The organism is Symbiopectobacterium sp. Eva_TO, from assembly GCF_053848865.1.
The window spans coordinates 2,753,970-2,773,131 of sequence record NZ_JBSPEY010000004.1 but is presented as its reverse complement, the minus strand read 5'-3'; the positions used below and the strand labels follow the sequence as shown (position 1 = coordinate 2,773,131).

Sequence of the window (19,162 nt, the reverse complement as noted above, 5' to 3'; positions counted from 1 at the left end):
ACTGGCCACCTGATCGGAGGTGATATGCTCACCTCATCAACACGACAGGTGACCTCATGGGTAAACATTTTACGGCGGAATTTAAGCTCGAAGCCGCAAAGCTGGTTGTCGACCACGGCTACACATACGTTAAGGCCGCAGAGGCGGTTAATGTCAGCCATTCTGCCATTAGTCGCTGGGTCAATAAGCTTCGCCTTGAACGACAGGGAAAAACGCCAACGGGACTTCCTCTTACCCCTGAACAGCTCGAGCTGCGTGAGATGAAGAAAAAAGTCCAATGCCTTGAAATGGAGAACGAAATCCTAAAAAAGGCTACGGCGCTCTTAATGTCGGACTCACTCAACGGTTCACGGTAGTCGACAGGCTGAGGGCGCGATACCCGGTCACGGCGTTGTGCCAAACTTTTGAGGTACATCGCAGCAGCTACAGGCACTGGCAGGCTTCCGCTAATGAACCCGACGGTGAGCGCGTGGTTAAGTGTAGTCGCGTCATGGAAGCCTGGAACGCCAGCGGCGGCTCTGCCGGCGCTCGAAGTATCGCGACCATCGTCACCGGCAGCTCCGGTGTCAAAATGGGGCGCTGGCTGGCTGGCAAGCTGATGAAGGAGCTGGGTATCGCCAGCTGCCAGCGACCGGCTCACAAATACAAACGCGGCGGCAATGAACACGTTGAAATACCGAACTATCTCAACCGCCAGTTCGCGGTTACCGCGCCGGATCAGGTCTGGTGCGGCGATGTGACCTACATCTGGACGGGCAAATGCTGCGCTTACCTTGCGGTGGTGCTAGACCTGTTCGCCCGCAAACCGGTGGGCTGGGCCATGTCGACGTCGCCGGACTCGGCGCTGACAGTTAAAGCGTTGCAGATGGCCTGGGAACTCCGGGGACAACCAACAGGAGTCATGTTCCACAGCGACCAGGGCAGCCACTATACCAGCCGTCAATACCGGCAAGCCCTGTGGCGCTGCCGGATAAAGCAGAGTATGAGTCGGCGGGGTAACTGCTGGGATAATGCGCCAATGGAGCGGTTCTTCCGCAGCCTGAAGACAGAATGGGTGCCGACAAAGGGTTACAACAGCTTCAGCGAAGCCCAGGACGCGATTATCCGCTACATCACGGGGTATTACAGCGCTATCCGGCCTCACTGGTATAACGGCGGCTTAACTCCAAACGAATCTGAGCGACTGTTCTACATACAGTCTAATGCGGTGGCCAATATTAGTTGACCACTACAAGTCATTATCAGCCAGAACAGCTGAAAGCCTTTTGATTACCGCAATACCTTTCGGCATGCTGATACCAAACTCCAGTAAAAAAGCATGCATTTGGTTAGTCGTTTTAACGTTATCTCTGACCAACGACTCCCTGACGCGATGCAAGGCTCGCATAGCCTGCTGAGCCTCAGTTCTTGGCTGCACAAACCGCATGGAAGGGCGTGATCCGGCTTCGCATATTGCTTCGGCATCAACGAAATCGTTCTTGTTGCTCTTGACAAAAGGGCGGACAAACTGCGGAGAGATCAACTTTACTTCATGCCCCAGCTCACTGATCCGACGAGCCATAAAATGGGCACCGGCGCAGGCTTCCATTGCAACGGTAGTAGGTATACACGTAGCCAGAAACTCGATGAGTTTGGTGCAGGTAAACTTTTTCCGCAGTAATGCCTTGCCTGATTTATCCTGACAATGAATGTGAAAAGAATGTTTGCCGAGATCGATACCAATAAGCGTGACGTTTTGCATGATGGCCTTCTCCATAAAGAAACACCCTGTCAGCGTACCGCTCACAGGGTGGGGGTGACCATCTCATTAGGCCAAACACGCGTTTCATCATCAGGACTGTGGTGATGGCCATATCTGAGTAGTGGAGCGGTCGTCCACGCCGTTCAGTAGTCGTTTTTTCCGTCCATGCAGCAATGGCTGATTCATCTAGCCATACGGTTAGAGAACCGCGCTGCTTGAGGGCCTTGTTATAGGAGGGCCAGTTAGTGATTTTAAAATTTTGTTTTGCCATGGAGACCTGATGTTGAAACAACTATGGTGATCTGATCCGATGATTACCCAAACTTTCTATTTATTCAACAAAGCCGTCAAGCGGGTGAAGATTCACGACCATTCCAGCGTGTTCAATACCGACCTGCTTTACAACATCGAACTGGACCACAGCCTGGATGTCGCTGAATGTATGGCACACTCTGCTATCAACCGTAAAGAATCACGCGGCGCACACCAACGTCTGGACGAAGGTTGCACTGAGCGCGATGACGTTAATTTCCTGAAGCATACGCTGGCGTATTACAACCCGAACGGCGCACCGCGTCTGGCCTATGGCGACGTGAAGATCACCACTCTGCCACCGGCAAAACGCGTGTACGGTGCCGAAGCGGAAGCCCAGGAAAAGAGCAAGAAGGAGCAAGCGAATGGCTGAGTTAGCTACCCTGAAAATGGAAGTCATGCGCTATAACCCGGAAACCGATAAGGCACCGCACGCCGAGACCTTCGACGTGCCTTACAGCCGGGAAACGTCCCTGCTGGATGCGCTGGGTTACATCAAAGATAACCTGGCACCGGACCTCTCTTACCGTTGGTCCTGCCGTATGGCTATCTGTGGCTCCTGCGGCATGATGGTGAATAACGTGCCGAAGCTGGCGTGCAAAACCTTTTTGCGCGACTACGCGACCAGCGGTATGAAGGTGGAAGCGCTGGGCAACTTCCCGATCGAGCGCGATCTGGTGGTCGATATTACCCACTTTATCGAGAGTCTGGAAGCCATCAAGCCTTACATCATCGGCAACAACAAAACGCCGGCTGACGGCGCCAACAAGCAGACACCGGCGCAAATGGCGAAATACCATCAGTTCTCCGGCTGCATCAACTGTGGCCTGTGCTACGCCGCGTGCCTGCAGTTTGGCCTTAATCCTGAGTTTATCGGACCGGCTGCCATCACGCTGGCACACCGTTACAACCTGGATAACCGCGACCACGGCAAGAAAGAGCGCATGCCGCAACTGAACGGTAAAAACGGTGTCTGGAGTTGTACCTTTGTCGGTTACTGCTCAGAAGTGTGTCCGAAGCATGTCGATCCTGCCGCTGCCATTCAGCAAGGTAAGGTCGAAAGCGCCAAGGACTTCATGATCGCTATGCTGAAACCGCAATGAGAGAGGCAACAATGACAACCAAGCGTAAAGCATACGTTCGTAGCATGCCTGCAAGCTGGTGGCAACGGCTCGGGTTCTATCGCTTTTACATGCTGCGAGAAATGACCGCCGCTCCTGCGGTATGGTTCAGCATTGTGCTGATCTATGGCGTGTTTTCGTTGAAACACGGCGCAGAAGGCTGGGCCGGATTTGTCGGCTTCCTGCAAAACCCGCTGGTGCTGCTGATTAACATCATCGCACTGGTGGCGGCAGCTATTCATACCAAATCCTGGTTTGAACTGGCGCCCAAAGCCAGCATCATCATCGTAAAAGATGAAAAAATGGGGCCAGAGCCGGTTATCAAAGGGCTGTGGGCTGTAACCGTCATCGTCACGCTGGCTATTCTCGCCATCGCGTTACTATTCTGATTGGAGGGGAACAACGTGATTAATCCAACGCTAAAACGTTCCGATGAGCCTCCCTTCTGGGGACTGTTCGGTGCCGGTGGGATGTGGACCGCCATTTTCTCACCCGTGATTATCCTACTGGTCGGGGTGCTGCTGCCGCTGGGGATGTTCCCCGACGCGCTGAGCTATGAGCGCATCGCCGCTTTCTCCCATAGCCTTATAGGGCGGCTGTTTCTGCTGCTGATGATCATTCTGCCTATCTGGTGTGGTTTGCACCGTCTGCATCACCTGATGCATGGTCTGAAAATTCACGTTCCGGCAGGAAAATGGGTGTTCTACGGTTTGGCAGCCATCCTGAGTATGGTCACCGTGATCGGTGTCGTCACTCTGTAACACACCATCCGCTGTCATCTGCTACGGCCCGCATTGCGGGCCGTTTTTTATTCTGGCGTAGCAACCCGCCGCGTGATCCACCATAACAACAACGCCAGCAGACTAACAGCCGCCCCCAGCATACACACACCCTGCCACCCCACATGCGCATACGTCAGGGTAGTGCTAAACGCGCCCATCCCGCTGCCCAGCACGTAAAACAGCATATAGAGAGCGACCAAACGGATATGAGCCTCAGGCCGGGCACGAAATATCAGGCTTTGGTTGGTTACGTGCAGCGCCTGCCCGCCCAGATCGAGCAGCACAATCCCCACAACCAGCGCCCACAGCGATGCATCCATCAGCGACAGAGGCCACCATGCCAGCAGTAATGCCAGCAGCGCAAACGCACTGGTATGTTGAGCATATCCCCGATCCGCCCATCGTCCGGCGCGCGAGGCAGCCAGCGCGCCAGCCACACCCACCAGCCCAAAAGCACCAATCACTGTGTGCGAGAACCCATAAGGCGGCGCGCTCAAGGGCAACACTAGCGCACTCCAGAAAATGTTGAAGGCGGCAAACATCAGCAATGCCAACATACCACGGACTTTCAGCACACTCTCCTGTCGCAGTAACATCAACATCGACGCAATCAGTTGTGGATAGCTCATGCGTTGCGGTGAGGGAGGCAAAACCGGTAACCGTAGCCATAACGGGAGCGCCGTCGCTCCCATCAGCAGCGCAGCACCGCAGTAAACGCCTCGCCAACCCGCAACATCGCTTACGCCTCCCGCAAACACCCGCGCCAGCAACAGGCCTATAAACACACCGCCTTGTGTTGCGCCAACAACGCGTCCCCGTTCATGGGAAGAAGCAGTGCTGGCAGCATAGGCGATTAACCCCTGTGTCATCGCGGTTCCCAGCAGTCCAATCGCCAGCATCCCCACCAATAGCACGGGTGTAGACGATGTCATGCTAACGATGAGCAAGGCTGTCACCAGCGCGGCGAGTTGCACGATCATCAAGAGACGACGTTCAACGCGATCGCCTAATGGCACCAGCAGTAACAGTGCCAGGGCACAGCCAACCTGAGTCGCCGTGACCACACCGCCGACCGTGGCCTGACTGATACCAAAATTCACCGCCAGCGCATCAAGCAGAGGCTGGGCGTAATAGACATTTGCCACGCTCAAGCCACTGGAAATAGCGAACAGCATCATCAGCCTGCGGGGCATATCAGATGGCTGGGCCAGCGAGCTGTTTTGACTCAACGGTAATGGGAGGGAACGCTTCATCACATAACGCCATACAATCCAGTTGCAAAATAAAACCGATTGAATGCTAAGTTATCTGGTTTTAAAATGCAACTTGATTGCTGTTCCACACCAAACGGCCAGGAAATGCCATGCCAAACCGTGAAACCATAAACAACGAACCTTGTCCAGTTGCACGCTGTGTCGATGTGGTTGGCGATCGTTGGTCACTGCTCATTGTGCGTGATGCCTTTGATGGCGTGCGCCGTTTCGGTGATTTTCAACGCAGCCTGAGCGTGGCGCGCAACATCCTTTCCGATCGTCTGCGCAAGCTGGTTAATGCAGGCATTCTAGAGATGCAGGACGCCTCAGACGGTACGGCTTATCAGGAGTACGTACTGACATCTGAGGGAGAAAAGCTGTTTCCGGTGATAGTGGCGCTACGACAATGGGGAGAACGACACCGGTTCAAGCCCGGTAAGCGACACTCAGATCTGATTGATACGCGCACGGGCAACCCGATTCCCTACATGGTGCCGCATGCCGAGGATGGTTCTGTATTAATGCCAGCAACGGCTGTCGTGCGGAAATTAGCCTAAGGTAAAATACGGCTGGTTACACAAGCCAGCCGTAGCGATAGGGGAAATGCAGCAACCATTAACCCAGAATCTTATCTTTGAACATGAAAAATACCGCGCCCAACAAGCAGAGACCGGCCCAGATGAAATCGGTACGGAACGGCTCTTTCAGAATGATCATTGAGAACGGAATAAATACCGTCAGACTGATCACTTCCTGCAAAATCTTTAGTTGCCCCGCAGAGGCCACCTGATAGCCGATGCGGTTGGCCGGCACCTGCAACAGGTATTCAAACAATGCAATTCCCCAACTGACCAGTGCGGCAATCAGCCAGGTACGTCCACTGAAATAACGCAAATGACCATACCAGGCGAACGTCATAAACACATTGCTCAGGGTCAGCATGCCTACAGTAATAAACAACGGCGACATCGTACTTCTCCATCCATTCCGCTACGCAAAATACCTGTTTTTCAACCGGCCACGAGAGTGGCGTGAAGAAAGATCACAGATATATCACTGCGGCGGGCAGGTGTCTATAGGATTAGGCCGCTCAGCGTCCTTTCATCGCCATGTAGTGCAATGTTCGGGCAGTTTATTGACTACTGCGCACTGCGTTGAATGGCTTTCCCACCCGCTTCGACATCCTGCCCAATACCTCGGGTGGTATTACAAGCTGTCAACGCAGAGAGCATCAACAATGAGGCAAGAATAAGCACGCTTTTTTTGAACATGGTTATTATATGAACGCATCCCGTTTGCAAGGCATCCATTATTTTGACATTGACGGGTAGGTTGCAGCTTTATATCCGGCTTTTTTGCAGCCATAAAGCTGCGAGCCCCTATGTAATCCGCTGACTCACGCCTCATTTCCTTAGCGAGCTTTAAGCTCAAAAAATCATTCAGGTTTAGCGAGTCCCGGTCTTACCTGTCTTTGTCATCACGCTGGCCACCAGAGCAACCTTTTTGCATTCACCCTTTTTAAGAGTAAATAGTTATCGGTATCAGCGATTAATAGGGCCTGATACTGACATGATTTTTATCGTACTTACGCTCATGGGCGGCTAGCGCCCACACAGTTCGCGCCAGCTTATTTGCCATCGCCACGATAGCCACACCGGTCGGACGCCGTTTTTTAAGTTCCGTTATCCATGGCCCAGGCTCTTTAGCAACTAACGAAGCGGCTCTTGCCCCATGGATAAACAGCGTTCGCAGATAGGTGTCACCACGTTTGCTTATCCCCAGCAGCCGAACTTTCCCCCCGGAACCCGTCTGCTTCGGCACCAGACCGACATAAGCAGCGAACTGTCTGCCGGATTTAAACGCTGAGGCTTCCCCTATGGTGGCAACTGCCGCTGTGGCGATTAACGGCCCCACGCCGGGAATTTCCATCAGCCGTTTACAGGTTTCGTTCTGCCGGGCCACGCTGTTAAGCTGTTTTTCAAGGCCATCTATCAGCATGTCCAGCTCATTCAGTCTGTTGTACTGGTCTTCCAGCACGGTGATGAGATACGGCGGCAGCTTCGTTTTCAGCCGCTCCAGTGCAGCCGGTAGCTCCCTGTCCATCGCTGCCCGACCTTTATGGATGGTTTCGCCAAACTCCAGTAATGTTCCGTGCAGCGCGTTAATCTGTGCAGTTCTGAACTTCACCAGTTGTCTGCGTGAACGGTGCAGAACCAGTACCGATTGCTGTTCTTCCGTTTTTACGGCTATCGCCTTGCCTGGCTGCTGTACCGCCATCCAGATAGCGCGGGCATCCATGACATCATTCTTGTTGCCCATGACGAACGCCTTGACGAACCGTCCCTGCATCAGCCGGACTTTATGCCCCAGCTTTTCCAGTTCCCGGGCCCAGTGCTGAGAGCCTCCACAGGCCTCCATGCCAATCAGGCAAGGCTCCCGGTTACTGAAGAACGTCAGAAAATCCTTGCTGCGCAGCTGCTTGTCCACCACTTCACCTGTGTGCTCATTGACGAAGTGAACCTGAATCAGATGCTTTGCGATATCAACGCCAACCGGTGTATATTTCATGCTGTGGAGTCTCCAGTCTGAGGGAGCTTTATGCATCCCGTATTGGGCACCATGATGCCGGAAATCTGCGAGGCTCCACACCTGCCGACTTCACTCTTTCAACCATCATTCTGCTCCGCGCTTAAAGAGGTGGGATGCGTTCATTACATTTCCTTCTCAAGGGAGAGGTAAAAGGGAAAGTAATACTACCTAGGCGATCTCCACCGCCTTCAGTAAGCGTAGTCAATCCTGCCGCGATAAGCGTTTTTTGTTCCGGTGTCACTGAAAATAGGCGGCACACTGGTGTTCACGCTTATCTGGAGTCACGCCATGACACTGTCAATACCCCAACCTGCGGATACCCGCAATCTTGTGATTACCCGAGTGCTGGACGCCCCGCGACATGCAATATGGCGTGCCTGGTCAGACCCAGAATGGATCAAAGTCTGGTGGAGCCCCAAACCGGGCACCACTGAGGTTATCGCCCTCGATCTGCAACCCGGCGGGGCATTTCATACCCGGATTCAGGGGACGGGCGACGATCGCAGTGAACACATCGGGTGCTTTTTGGAGGTGATTCCCCACGCCCGTATCGTGTTCACGTCGATGCTGACCGCAGGCTGGCGGCCTGCCATCCCCGAATTAGCCTTTACTACGCTCATTTCGTTGTCTGATTACGCGCTAGGCAGCTGTTATACCGTTCAGGTTATCCATCAGGACGAAGCCTCACGTGAATAACATGAAAAATCAGGCTTTTTTGAAGGATGGAACACTGTTATCAGCCAATTGGAGGAGGTTGCCTGTACACTACGCTAGCCGACGAGGGGGATGGCTTATCGACAACATTCCCCCTATGATGGCAAGCTGATCTCTTTTGTCTGAACCTGCAATGCAACGTGACTTTTCTGCCATATCCCACCCTATACTGGGCATCAACCCCCAGGAGTGGGCGTTAATCCTGATCACACTAGGCTGTGTCCCTTAATCCCATGAGTTATACTAACTGTTTGTTTCTACATCATTTTTAACTATGGCTCGCTACGACCTTCCCGATGAAGCATGGGCTATCATCCAGCCCTTACTCCCTGTTGAACCAGCAACACCACAGGCCGGACGCCCATGGGCTGAGCATCGCATGATTATCAATGGCATGTTCTGGAGGCTGTGCTCTGGTGCCCCATGGCGTGATTTACCTGAGCGATACGGTCCATGGAAAACCGTTTATAACCGCTTTAACCGATGGTCAAAATCGGGAGTCATTAACATTATTTTTAATAAGTTACTTTCATCACTTGATGCCCATGGCCTCGTGGACTGGTCAGCGACTGCGCTGGATGGTAGCAATATCAGGGCGCTGAAATGTGCTGCCGGTGCTCAAAAAAACATCCCGATATCACCGGAGATAATGGGCTGGGTCGCTCTCGAGGTGGTTTTGGCACCAAAATCCATATGGCTACAGACGGAAGTGGTCTTCCGTTAAACATCGTGTTGAGCCCCGGTCAGGCTCATGAAAGTCAGTTTGCACTACATCTTTTGGACGGTATTGGTGTTCAACGCCAGAACGGCAGTATGAAACGCCGTGGTCATGCGGTACTCGCTGACAAGGCGTACTCCGGGCATGTATTACGTAACGAGCTGAAAAACAGAGGTATAAAAACTGTCATCCCCCGAAAATCCACTGAAAAAATGGCGGTGGATGGTCGTTCAAAGCTCGATCGTGACGCCTACCGCAATCGGAACGTTGTTGAGCGGTGCTTTGGCCGTCTGAAAGAATACCGTCGCATTGCGACACGTTACGACAAAACGGCGAGGAATTATCTGGCAATGTTGAAACTGGGCTGCATCCGCCTGTTTTACCAGAGGTTATGTAATTAAGGGACACAGCCTAGTGTTCGGTTTTATCAAGCTGTTACCCGGCGATCCGGCACGGATTTATGCCGGGCCGGATGCCCCGATTGCCGCCGTGGAGGCCGCTCGCCAACTGTTAGGGCTCAACGATCCGTTGCCACAGCAGTATGTTCGTTGGTTGGGTGGCTTTTTACGCGGCGATCTGGGGATCACCTATCGCACGCAGCAACCGGTGATGGATGTGATCGCCAAAAGCTTCATGCCCACCATGTGGCTGGCGCTGGCAGGCTTCGCCTGGTCAGTGATACTCGGCCTGTTGATTGGCGTGGTATCGGGATTAAAACGCGGAAAGTGGCAGGATTGGACGCTGATGAGCACCGCAGTCGGCGGTATCTCTATGCCGCCTTTCTGGCTCGGATTGCTGCTGATCCAGTTTGTGGCGATGCCGTTCGGGGCCTAATGAGATGGTCACCCCCACTCTGTGAGCGGTACGCTGGCAGGGTGTTTTTCTTTCAGGAGAGGCCATCATGGAAAACGTTACTCTTATTGGTATCGATCTCGGTAAACATTCTTTTCATATTCATTGCCAGGATAAGTCAGGTAAAGCGCTTCTGCGTAAGAAGTTTACGCACACAAAGCTAATGCAGTTTTTGGCGACGTGCCCGCCCTCGGTTGTTGTTATGGAAGCTTGTGCCGGTGCACACTTTATGGCGCGGCGTATCAATGATAGCGGCCATGAAGCAAAACTTATCTCTCCGCAATTTGTGCGCCCGTTTGTCAAGGGCAATAAAAATGATTTTGTTGATGCAGAGGCGATATGTGAAGCCGCATCCCGGCCGTCAATGCGTTTTGTTCAGCCGAAAACGGAGGTTCAGCAGGCGATGCGAGCACTGCATCGGGTCAGGGAATCTCTTATCAGAGATAAAGTAAAAACCACTAACCAGATCCACGGTTTTCTGCTGGAGTTTGGGATAAGCCTGCCAATCGGCGGGGCGGTAATAAAGCGACTGTCTCTGGTGCTGGCTGAGCACGAAATCCCCGCATACCTGAGCCGTCTGCTGATGAAGTTACATGCCCACTATCTTTACCTTGTCGAGCAAATAACAGCGCTGGAATCAGAATTAAATCAGTCAATCAAAGCTGATGATACTGCACAGCGAATTATGACAATTCCAGGCGTCGGTCCTATTACTGCCAGCTTACTTTCATCACAGTTCGGCGATGGAAAACAATTTTCATGTAGCAGGGATTTTGCGGCTTCCACAGGGCTTGTACCGCGACAATACAGCACAGGAGGCAAACCGACTCTGCTGGGGATAAGCAAACGAGGTGATAAAAATTTACGCAAACTTCTGGTTCAATGTGCCCGCTCGTTCATGATGCGACTTGAATATCAGCAGGGCAGGCTTGCTGAATGGGTTCGGGGGCAACTCGATAACAAACATTCAAATATTGTCGCCTGTGCTCTGGCAAACAAACTGGCGCGAATAGCCTGGTCAATCACAACTAATCACAATGAATATCAGGCCTGATGTTATGTAGAACTAAATCAACAGACTGATTATTAAGTAATTAAACAGCAGTTACCTATCTGGTTTTGCGAAGACTGATTATTGATGACATGAACGGCATATCGGCCTGCTGAAAAACCTGACGACAAAAATGGCTCAATGAAGCCGAGGGCCTTTTCAGGTTCACCAGGCGCGGAACTCATCGAGGCGCGGGCATCTCGCCCACAGAGACGCCGGATAGATTGAAGCAAGCCCACCATTAGTCAAAAATCAGTGTTGCAAAAATGGGGGTGACCATAGATTTTCGTCAGCGGTTTTAACCAGCCGAGCGATATTGTGTTACCCGCTCTGACATTGGGAGCTTCCGTGGCGGCCGTAATGGCGCGCTTCACCCGATCCGCCTTCCTTGAAGTGGCACAGGAAGATTATGTACGCACCGCGCGATCCAAAGGATTACGCCAACGGCTGATCACCTGGAAACACATCATGCGCAACGCGCTGATCCCCATTATCACTATGCTCGGCTTGCAATTTGGTTTTCTGCTGGGCGGGTCGATTGTGGTGGAAAGCGTCTTCAATTGGCCCGGTCTGGGCTGACTGCTGATTGAATCGATCAAGACACAGGACCAACCGGTAATTCAGGCGCTGGTCATGCTGTTCGTGTTCGAATTTATTGTTATCAACCTGCTGGTCGACCTGCTCTACGCCGTGGTTAACCCAGCCATTCGTTTACGCTAGGAGCGATCATGAGCCACTCTACCGAGCCTACTATGACCGCCGCTGCGCAGGATAACGACGCCATTCGCTCACCGATGCGTGATTTTTGGCAGGCTTTTATCCAAAACCCGCTGGCGCTGGTGTCCGGCGGATTTATTCTGCTCTTGGTGCTGGTCGCGGCCTTCGCCCCTTGGTTAGCCCCTTTTAATCCGATGGACCCGGATTGGATGGCACTGTCCGCACCGCCTTCCGCTACCCATTGGATGGGCACCGACGATCTGGGACGCGATGTGATGAGCCGTATTATCTACGGTTCGCGTATCTCCTTATATATTGGCCTGTTTTCCGTCACGCTCGGCATGGTGGTCGGCATTGTGCTGGGCCTGCTGGCAGGATTTTATGGCCGCTGGATTGATATGCTGATCATGCGCAGCGCCGATGTGCTGTTCGCCTTCCCCGGTATGCTGTTGGCTATCGCGGTGGTTGCTATTCTCGGCCCGGGCTTGAATAACGTGATTATCGCCGTCGCGGTGTTCAGCGTGCCGGTGTTCGCACGTATTGTGCGCGCCTCCGCCTTAACCCTGAAACAAGCCGCCTACGTGGAAGCGGTGCGCAGCGCCGGCGCACCGGATCGCATCTTGCTGATCCGCCATATTCTGCCTGCCACCTTGCCGAACGTGATCGTCTATTTCACCATGAGTATTGGCACCAGTATTCTCACTGCGGCCAGCCTGAGCTTTATCGGTCTTGGCCCAGAGCCGGACGTGCCGGAGTGGGGTAATATCCTCGCAATGAGCCGTAGCATGATGATGGCCGGTCAATGGCACGTCAGCGTCTTCCCCGGTCTGGCGATTTTCTTCACCGTGCTGTCATTCAATTTGTTAGGCGACGCCTTGCGCGATACGCTGGATCCGAAACTGAAGAATGCATGAGAATCCTATGATGGCTTTTCAACAGGCGCAGCTGCACGCCCTATTGCAGCGCTGGCGTGACCACCAGCAAGTCGGCGTACCACGCATGCCCAGCGGCCCCGGCAACAGTCTGTGCGATGTGCCTGGCGTGCGCGTCGGGCACGAAACGCTGGCGCAGGGCGAAGTACAAACCGGCGTTACCGCTATTGTGCCGCCCGGTGACAACCTGTTTACGCAGCCGCTGCCGTGCGGTGCCGCCGTCCTGAACGGTTTTGCCAAACCGGTTGGACTGGTGCAGATGGAAGAGCTGGGACAACTGCAAACCCCGATCCTGCTGAGTAATACGCTTGCTGTCGGCACACTGTTTACCACACTGGTGCGCGACGCCATTGCCAAAAATCCTGAACTCGGGCGCTCGCTGCCCACGGTGAACCCACTGGCGCTGGAATGCAATGACGGCTGGCTGAACGACATTCAGGCATTGGCGGTGACTGAAGCCATGGCGCAGGCCGCACTGAGCAAAGCAGACACCCACTTTACACGCGGTAGCGTCGGTGTCGGGCGCGGTATGAGCTGCTTCGGCCTGAAAGGCGGTATCGGTACCGCATCTCGTCTGATTCCCGAACTGAATGCCACGCTGGGTGTGCTGGTGCTGGCCAATTTTGGTACGCTGGCATCGTTCACACTGGACGGACTGCACATCGGCCCCTTTATTGAACCGCTGCTGCCCGAGCTGGCACCACAACGCGATGCGGGGTCGATTATCATCATTATGGCAACCAATGCACCGCTAGATGCGCGCCAGCTTGGACGCATCGCCAAACGAGCCGGTGCTGGACTGGGGCGTCTGGGCAGCTATTGGGGCCACGGCTCAGGCGACATCGCCGTCGCGTTTTCCACCCAGCCCACGCCACAGCCGCCAGAAGAAGCAAAACTGGAATCGATGCTATGCGCCGCCGCCGATGCCACGGAACATGCCGTACTGGATGCCCTGCTCTGCGCCGACGCGGTGACCGGTTTTCGCGGCCACCATCGTCCGGCGTTGCGACAGGTGTTAGACCGTCTTGCACAACACGTTTTAGCGTAAGGAAATGTAATGAACGCATCCCACCTCTTTAAGCGCGGAGCAGAATGATGGTTGAAAGAGTGAAGTCGGCAGGTGTGGAGCCTCGCAGATTTCCGGCATCATGGTGCCCAATACGGGATGCATAAAGCTCCCTCAGACTGGAGACTCCACAGCATGAAATATACACCGGTTGGCGTTGATATCGCAAAGCATCTGATTCAGGTTCACTTCGTCAATGAGCACACAGGTGAAGTGGTGGACAAGCAGCTGCGCAGCAAGGATTTTCTGACGTTCTTCAGTAACCGGGAGCCTTGCCTGATTGGCATGGAGGCCTGTGGAGGCTCTCAGCACTGGGCCCGGGAACTGGAAAAGCTGGGGCATAAAGTCCGGCTGATGCAGGGACGGTTCGTCAAGGCGTTCGTCATGGGCAACAAGAATGATGTCATGGATGCCCGCGCTATCTGGATGGCGGTACAGCAGCCAGGCAAGGCGATAGCCGTAAAAACGGAAGAACAGCAATCGGTACTGGTTCTGCACCGTTCACGCAGACAACTGGTGAAGTTCAGAACTGCACAGATTAACGCGCTGCACGGAACATTACTGGAGTTTGGCGAAACCATCCATAAAGGTCGGGCAGCGATGGACAGGGAGCTACCGGCTGCACTGGAGCGGCTGAAAACGAAGCTGCCGCCGTATCTCATCACCGTGCTGGAAGACCAGTACAACAGACTGAATGAGCTGGACATGCTGATAGATGGCCTTGAAAAACAGCTTAACAGCGTGGCCCGGCAGAACGAAACCTGTAAACGGCTGATGGAAATTCCCGGCGTGGGGCCGTTAATCGCCACAGCGGCAGTTGCCACCATGGGGGAAGCCTCAGCGTTTAAATCCGGCAGACAGTTCGCTGCTTATGTCGGTCTGGTGCCGAAGCAGACGGGTTCCGGGGGGAAAGTTCGGCTGCTGGGGATAAGCAAACGTGGTGACACCTATCTGCGAACGCTGTTTATCCATGGGGCAAGAGCCGCTTCGTTAGTTGCTAAAGAGCCTGGGCCATGGATAACGGAACTTAAAAAACGGCGTCCGACCGGTGTGGCTATCGTGGCGATGGCAAATAAGCTGGCGCGAACTGTGTGGGCGCTAGCCGCCCATGAGCGTAAGTACGATAAAAATCATGTCAGTATCAGGCCCTATTAATCGCTGATACCGATAACTATTTACTCTTAAAAAGGGTGAATGCAAAAAGGTTGCTCTGGTGGCCAGCGTGATGACAAAGACAGGTAAGACCGGGACTCGCTAAACCTGAATGATTTTTTGAGCTTAAAGCTCGCTAAGGAAATGAGGCGTGAGTCAGCGGATTACATAGGGGCTCGCAGCTTTATGGCTGCAAAAAAGCCGGATATAAAGCTGCAACCTACCCGTCAATGTCAAAATAATGGATGCCTTGCAAACGGGATGCGTTCATATAACATAACCATGAAAGTGTTTATTTCTGCCGACATCGAAGGGATCGCCGGCGTGATGCGACCGGAACAATGCAGCCCCGGACAAGCCGAGTATCAACTGGCTCGCGGGCTGATGGAGCAGGAAGTGAACGCCGCCATTGACGGCTCTTTCGCCGGTGGCGCAACGGAAGTGGTTGTGGCCGACAGCCACGCAGCCATGACCAATCTGCGGGCAGAGAACATTTATGCCCGCGCCCGTCTGGTTCAGGGAAAACCGCGCGTATTGTCGATGGTGGACGGACTGGAGCAGCAGGCGTTTGATGGCCTGATGTTCATTGGCTACCACAGCGCTGCTGGAGAGCACGGCGTGCTGGCACACACCATCAATGGCCGCGCCTTTTATCGGGTGAAAATCAATGATGAAGTGATGGGTGAGAGCGATATCTATGCCGCCGCCGGTGCCGAAAAGGGTACCCCGCTGTGGCTGGTCAGCGGCGATAGTATCCTGCAACAGTGGATAGCCCGCTATTATCCCCAAACGGGTTACGCCTGCGTCAAACGCTCCATTTCACAAACTTCGGCGGAATCGCTCAGCCCACCAGCAGCGCAGCAGTTAATTCGCACACAGGCACAGCAGGCCGTGCAGCGCGCACACCGTGAAAGAACGTCGCGTATCGCTGCGCCCTATCATCTGGAACTGATGACCGCAAAACCGGTGCTGGCGGATCTGTTTTGCCTGATCCCTGGGGTGGAACGCATTGATGCGGTGGCGGTACACTACACCGCACCCACCATGACAGATATCGTTCGCTTGCTAAGCACTTTTTCGTATCTGGCTACCACACAGAACTAATAAAGGGAGATGACATGGTCAAGCCAGTCATTGTGATCCACGGAGGGGCGGGGGCATTAACCCGCTCCGCCATGAGCGCAGAAAAAGAGCAAGCCTACCGCGAAGCATTAAACACGATTGTGGCCAGCGGCCAGCAGATTCTCAGCCAGGGCGGCAGTGCGTTAGGCTGTGTCCCTTAATTACATAACCTCTGGTAAAATAGGCAGATGCAGCCCTGTTTCAACATTGCCAGATAATTCCTCGCCGTTTTGTCGTAACGTGTCGCAATGCGACGGTATTCTTTCAGACGGCCAAAGCACCGCTCAACAACGTTCCGATTGCGGTAGGCGTCACGATCGAGCTTTGAACGACCATCCACCGCCATTTTTTCAGTGGATTTTCGGGGGATGACAGTTTTTATACCTCTTTTTTTCAGCTCGTTACGTAATACATGCCCGGAGTACGCCTTGTCAGCGAGTACCGCATGACCACGGCGTTTCATACTGCCGTTCTGGCGTTGAACACCAATACCGTCCAAAAGACGTAGTGCAAACTGACTTTCATGAGCCTGACCGGGGCTCAACACGATGTTTAACGGAAGACCACTTCCGTCTGTAGCCATATGGATTTTGGTGCCAAAACCACCTCGAGAGCGACCCAGCCCATTATATCCGGTGATATCGGGATGTTTTTTTGAGCACCGGCAGCACATTTCAGCGCCCTGATATTGCTACCATCCAGCGCAGTCGCTGACCGGTCCACGAGGCCATGGGCATCAAGTGATGAAAGTAACTTATTGAAAATAATGTTAATGACTCCCGATTTTGACCATCGGTTAAAGCGGTTATAAACGGTTTTCCATGGGCCGTATCGCTCAGATAAATCACGCCATGGGGCACCAGAGCACAGCACCCAGAACAAGCCATTGATAATCATGCGATGCTCAGCCCATGGGCGTCCGACCTGTGGTGTTGCTGGTTCAGCAGGGAGTAAGGGCTGGATGATAGCCCATGCTTCATCGGGAAGGTCGTAGCGAGCCATAGTTCAAAATGATGTAGAAACAAACAGTTAGTATAACTCATGGGATTAAGGGACACAGCCTAGATGCCGTCACCGAAGCGGTACGGCTGTTGGAAGAGTGTCCGTTGTTTAATGCCGGGCACGGTTCAGTCTTTACGCACGATGAAACCCATGAACTCGATGCCAGCATCATGGACGGCCGCACACGGGATGCTGGTGCCATTAGTTGCGTCAGCCATATCCGCAACCCGGTATTGGCCGCAAGGGCCGTCATGGAGCAGAGCCAGCACGTGATGTTTACCGCGGCGGGTGCAGAAGCGTTCGCACGTAAGCAGGGACTGGAGATGGTCGAACCCGACTTCTTCTCAACCGATGCCCGGCGTGAACAGTTACATCACGCACAAGCGGGAGAAGGTCGTGTTGTGCTGGATCACGATGGTCAGCGCGATGTGGCTCAAGGTGACCCAATTGATCCGGAACGCAAATATGGCACCGTCGGTGCCGTGGCATTGGACAGCGCAGGCAATCTCGCCGCCGCCACATCAACCGGCGGCATGACCAACAAGCAGGCCGGACGCGTAGGTGATAGCCCTATCGTTGGCGCAGGCTGCTACGCCAACAACAATACCGTCGCTGTCTCTTGTACCGGCACAGATTAAGTGTTTATCCGCTGCGTAGCGGCCTATGATGTCTCTGCGTTAATGGAGTATGCCGGGCTGACGCTGGGCAGGCTGGCGAGCGCGTTGTGATGGAAAAGCTGCTGCCTCTCGATGGCAGCGGCGGCCTGATCGCCGTCGATAAAGCGGGAAATATCGCTTTGCCGTTCAACAGTGAAGGGATGTATCGCGGTTATGGCTATGTAGGCCAAGCTCCGTGGGTTGGCATTTACCGCTAATGTACAGGTAGCGGAATGCCCTGTGCTGGCATTCCGCGTATTCAGCTTACGCCCAGTTCACTTCACCGCGTCGCGCCGTAACCACCCGGCTGCGGTTAAGCAAAAACGTCATGTTATTGCCTTCGATATGCAACGCAAAACGTTTCTCCCACGGGCCATCCTGCACGGTCGCTAACAGCCGACCTTGACCCAGACACTCCAGCGAAGCAACCGGCGCCGAGAGTCCAATCCCCATCGCCAGGCGGTCGCCTTCAATCAGCCATTCACTGCGCCATTCCGGGCAGAACCAACGGCCTTGCGCTTGGGCGAGAGAATCATCGCGATGTGGCAGCACAAAGCGTTTGGCGGCGTGGCCTATTTCACCTTCAATCACTGTCCCCTTCTGACGCAACTGCATCGGCAAATGGCTGGAGAGCGATATCGCTCCTTCTCCTGACGGATATAGCGTTTCGGTTGCGCCCAACCAGCAGGCGTTGTTGCCACTGATTTCCAGCCACTCGCTGCTGTTTTCCGCCACATACAGCCCTGGCATCAGCGCATGACCCGGCTGCGGTAACTCTTGCCCGGTCAACGCCGCCATGATGCGCAGTGCACTGTCATAGGTGGATACGTCCTCACGGTTTGCGACCAACGCCAACCCGATGCCCCGCTGCGGATCGAGAAGAAAATAGCTCTTGTAACCCGCATGAGAACCGCCGTGGCCGAGCCAATGCGCATCACCAAAGCGTGAATGGGCAACCCCTAAACCATAGCCGGTCACGCGACCATCCGTTAGCTGTCGCGGTGCGGTCAGGCGCGCCAATACCCCGCGCCTCGGCCCCTCATCGCGCAACAGCGTTTGCAGCCAGGTGCTCAAATCACGCACGCTGCCGGACGCGGACAGATGCAGCCCGGCACTCGCCAGTTGCCAACAGCTGTCGCTGTGCCAATACCCCGGCACTAACCCAGGCACAATATCGAACCAGGTTTCGGGTGCCCACAGGTGAATATCCAATGGCTGGCAAATGTGCTGCTGCAAGCGTTCAGCAAACAAAATGCCCTTGGCTTTCAGCGCCTCCTCCACCAGCCGATAGCCGGTATTGGAATAGGAAATCTCACTGCCTGCCGGATAGTTTAATTTATCCAGTGCGGCAACAAACGCTAAATAGCTGTTCCTAGGCTGTG

General features: G+C 54.0%; 17 protein-coding genes and 8 pseudogenes. 17 read left to right on the top strand and 8 right to left on the bottom strand.

The window, feature by feature from the left end:
* Window positions 1–56 precede the first annotated feature (56 nt).
* Window positions 57–1,225, top strand: a protein-coding gene (locus ACWWJF_RS16675) for an IS3 family transposase (protein WP_455868740.1) whose coding sequence is annotated in 2 segments (ribosomal slippage) — window positions 57–312 and window positions 312–1,225 — 1,170 coding nt in all. Because the reading frame shifts where the segments join, the coding sequence is not laid out codon by codon here.
* Window positions 1,226–1,231: 6 nt separating this feature from the next.
* Here the strand turns inward: ACWWJF_RS16675 and ACWWJF_RS16670 are convergent.
* Window positions 1,232–1,741: pseudogene (locus ACWWJF_RS16670) on the bottom strand (IS110 family RNA-guided transposase); the annotation flags it as partial.
* 67 nt (window positions 1,742–1,808) lie between these two features.
* Window positions 1,809–2,012 (bottom strand): annotated as a pseudogene (locus ACWWJF_RS16665) (transposase); the annotation flags it as partial.
* Window positions 2,013–2,090: 78 nt separating this feature from the next.
* Between ACWWJF_RS16665 and ACWWJF_RS16660 the strand changes: the two are divergent.
* The 4 genes and pseudogenes from ACWWJF_RS16660 to frdD form a co-directional block, all read left to right on the top strand.
* Window positions 2,091–2,426 (top strand): annotated as a pseudogene (locus ACWWJF_RS16660) (succinate dehydrogenase/fumarate reductase flavoprotein subunit); the annotation flags it as partial.
* Complete coding sequence (locus tag ACWWJF_RS16655) at window positions 2,419–3,156, top strand: succinate dehydrogenase/fumarate reductase iron-sulfur subunit (protein ID WP_455870068.1); 738 nt, start codon at window positions 2,419–2,421, stop codon at window positions 3,154–3,156. The pseudogene ACWWJF_RS16660 and the gene ACWWJF_RS16655, both read left to right, overlap by 8 nt.
* Before the next feature lie 11 nt (window positions 3,157–3,167).
* Window positions 3,168–3,563 carry a fumarate reductase subunit FrdC gene (gene frdC, locus ACWWJF_RS16650; protein WP_264644411.1) on the top strand — a complete coding sequence of 132 codons (396 nt, stop codon included), beginning with the start codon at window positions 3,168–3,170 and terminating at the stop codon, window positions 3,561–3,563.
* A gap of 15 nt (window positions 3,564–3,578) precedes the next feature.
* A complete protein-coding gene (gene frdD, locus ACWWJF_RS16645; RefSeq protein ID WP_455871138.1) occupies window positions 3,579–3,935 on the top strand; it encodes a fumarate reductase subunit FrdD in 357 nt (118 codons plus the stop codon).
* A 47-nt stretch (window positions 3,936–3,982) separates the two neighbouring features.
* Here frdD and ACWWJF_RS16640 read toward each other — a convergent pair whose 3' ends face one another.
* Complete coding sequence (locus ACWWJF_RS16640) at window positions 3,983–5,209, bottom strand: MFS transporter (protein ID WP_455871137.1); 1,227 nt, start codon at window positions 5,207–5,209, stop codon at window positions 3,983–3,985.
* A gap of 110 nt (window positions 5,210–5,319) precedes the next feature.
* Between ACWWJF_RS16640 and ACWWJF_RS16635 the strand changes: the two genes are divergently transcribed.
* The gene (locus ACWWJF_RS16635) at window positions 5,320–5,766 is read left to right on the top strand and encodes a winged helix-turn-helix transcriptional regulator (RefSeq protein ID WP_455870067.1); all 447 of its coding nucleotides are present in this window, start codon (window positions 5,320–5,322) and stop codon (window positions 5,764–5,766) included.
* A gap of 58 nt (window positions 5,767–5,824) precedes the next feature.
* Here ACWWJF_RS16635 and ACWWJF_RS16630 read toward each other — a convergent pair whose 3' ends face one another.
* The 3 genes from ACWWJF_RS16630 to ACWWJF_RS16620 form a co-directional block, all read right to left on the bottom strand.
* The gene (locus tag ACWWJF_RS16630; protein ID WP_222159796.1) at window positions 5,825–6,178 is read right to left on the bottom strand and encodes a DMT family protein; all 354 of its coding nucleotides are present in this window, start codon (window positions 6,176–6,178) and stop codon (window positions 5,825–5,827) included.
* Window positions 6,179–6,348: 170 nt separating this feature from the next.
* Complete coding sequence (locus tag ACWWJF_RS16625) at window positions 6,349–6,480, bottom strand: entericidin A/B family lipoprotein (RefSeq protein ID WP_195316105.1); 132 nt, start codon at window positions 6,478–6,480, stop codon at window positions 6,349–6,351.
* Window positions 6,481–6,757: 277 nt separating this feature from the next.
* Window positions 6,758–7,777, bottom strand: coding sequence for an IS110 family RNA-guided transposase (locus ACWWJF_RS16620; protein ID WP_455870066.1), 1,020 nt, complete (start codon window positions 7,775–7,777; stop codon window positions 6,758–6,760).
* A 255-nt stretch (window positions 7,778–8,032) separates the two neighbouring features.
* Between ACWWJF_RS16620 and ACWWJF_RS16615 the strand changes: the two genes are divergently transcribed.
* The 10 genes and pseudogenes from ACWWJF_RS16615 to ACWWJF_RS16570 all read left to right on the top strand — a co-directional run.
* The gene (locus ACWWJF_RS16615; RefSeq protein ID WP_455870065.1) at window positions 8,033–8,494 is read left to right on the top strand and encodes an SRPBCC domain-containing protein; all 462 of its coding nucleotides are present in this window, start codon (window positions 8,033–8,035) and stop codon (window positions 8,492–8,494) included.
* Window positions 8,495–8,786: 292 nt separating this feature from the next.
* Window positions 8,787–9,631, top strand: a protein-coding gene (locus ACWWJF_RS16610; protein ID WP_455870064.1) for an IS5 family transposase whose coding sequence is annotated in 2 segments (ribosomal slippage) — window positions 8,787–9,132 and window positions 9,132–9,631 — 846 coding nt in all. Because the reading frame shifts where the segments join, the coding sequence is not laid out codon by codon here.
* A gap of 10 nt (window positions 9,632–9,641) precedes the next feature.
* A pseudogene (locus tag ACWWJF_RS16605) lies at window positions 9,642–10,058 on the top strand (ABC transporter permease); the annotation flags it as partial.
* Between the two features lie 73 nt (window positions 10,059–10,131).
* Window positions 10,132–11,136: an IS110 family RNA-guided transposase gene (locus ACWWJF_RS16600; RefSeq protein WP_455870063.1), complete on the top strand. Its 1,005-nt coding sequence runs from the start codon at window positions 10,132–10,134 to the stop codon at window positions 11,134–11,136.
* Window positions 11,137–11,421: 285 nt separating this feature from the next.
* Window positions 11,422–11,853: pseudogene (locus tag ACWWJF_RS16595) on the top strand (ABC transporter permease subunit); the annotation flags it as partial.
* A gap of 8 nt (window positions 11,854–11,861) precedes the next feature.
* Window positions 11,862–12,764, top strand: a complete 903-nt coding sequence (locus ACWWJF_RS16590; RefSeq protein ID WP_455870062.1) for an ABC transporter permease subunit — start codon at window positions 11,862–11,864, stop codon at window positions 12,762–12,764.
* A 7-nt stretch (window positions 12,765–12,771) separates the two neighbouring features.
* Window positions 12,772–13,830, top strand: a complete 1,059-nt coding sequence (locus ACWWJF_RS16585) for a DmpA family aminopeptidase (RefSeq protein ID WP_455870061.1) — start codon at window positions 12,772–12,774, stop codon at window positions 13,828–13,830.
* Between the two features lie 153 nt (window positions 13,831–13,983).
* A complete protein-coding gene (locus ACWWJF_RS16580; protein ID WP_455869238.1) occupies window positions 13,984–15,003 on the top strand; it encodes an IS110 family RNA-guided transposase in 1,020 nt (339 codons plus the stop codon).
* Between the two features lie 279 nt (window positions 15,004–15,282).
* The gene (locus ACWWJF_RS16575; RefSeq protein ID WP_455871136.1) at window positions 15,283–16,104 is read left to right on the top strand and encodes a M55 family metallopeptidase; all 822 of its coding nucleotides are present in this window, start codon (window positions 15,283–15,285) and stop codon (window positions 16,102–16,104) included.
* Window positions 16,105–16,118: 14 nt separating this feature from the next.
* A pseudogene (locus tag ACWWJF_RS16570) lies at window positions 16,119–16,277 on the top strand (isoaspartyl peptidase/L-asparaginase); the annotation flags it as partial.
* A gap of 2 nt (window positions 16,278–16,279) precedes the next feature.
* On the opposite strand, the gene ACWWJF_RS16565 reads toward ACWWJF_RS16570, so the two are convergent.
* Window positions 16,280–17,124, bottom strand: a protein-coding gene (locus ACWWJF_RS16565; protein ID WP_455870060.1) for an IS5 family transposase whose coding sequence is annotated in 2 segments (ribosomal slippage) — window positions 16,280–16,779 and window positions 16,779–17,124 — 846 coding nt in all. Because the reading frame shifts where the segments join, the coding sequence is not laid out codon by codon here.
* Window positions 17,125–17,174: 50 nt separating this feature from the next.
* Here ACWWJF_RS16565 and ACWWJF_RS16560 point away from each other — a divergent pair.
* A pseudogene (locus tag ACWWJF_RS16560) lies at window positions 17,175–17,998 on the top strand (isoaspartyl peptidase/L-asparaginase family protein); the annotation flags it as partial.
* A gap of 46 nt (window positions 17,999–18,044) precedes the next feature.
* Here ACWWJF_RS16560 and ACWWJF_RS16555 read toward each other — a convergent pair.
* A pseudogene (locus ACWWJF_RS16555) lies at window positions 18,045–19,151 on the bottom strand (serine hydrolase domain-containing protein); the annotation flags it as partial.
* Window positions 19,152–19,162 lie beyond the last annotated feature (11 nt).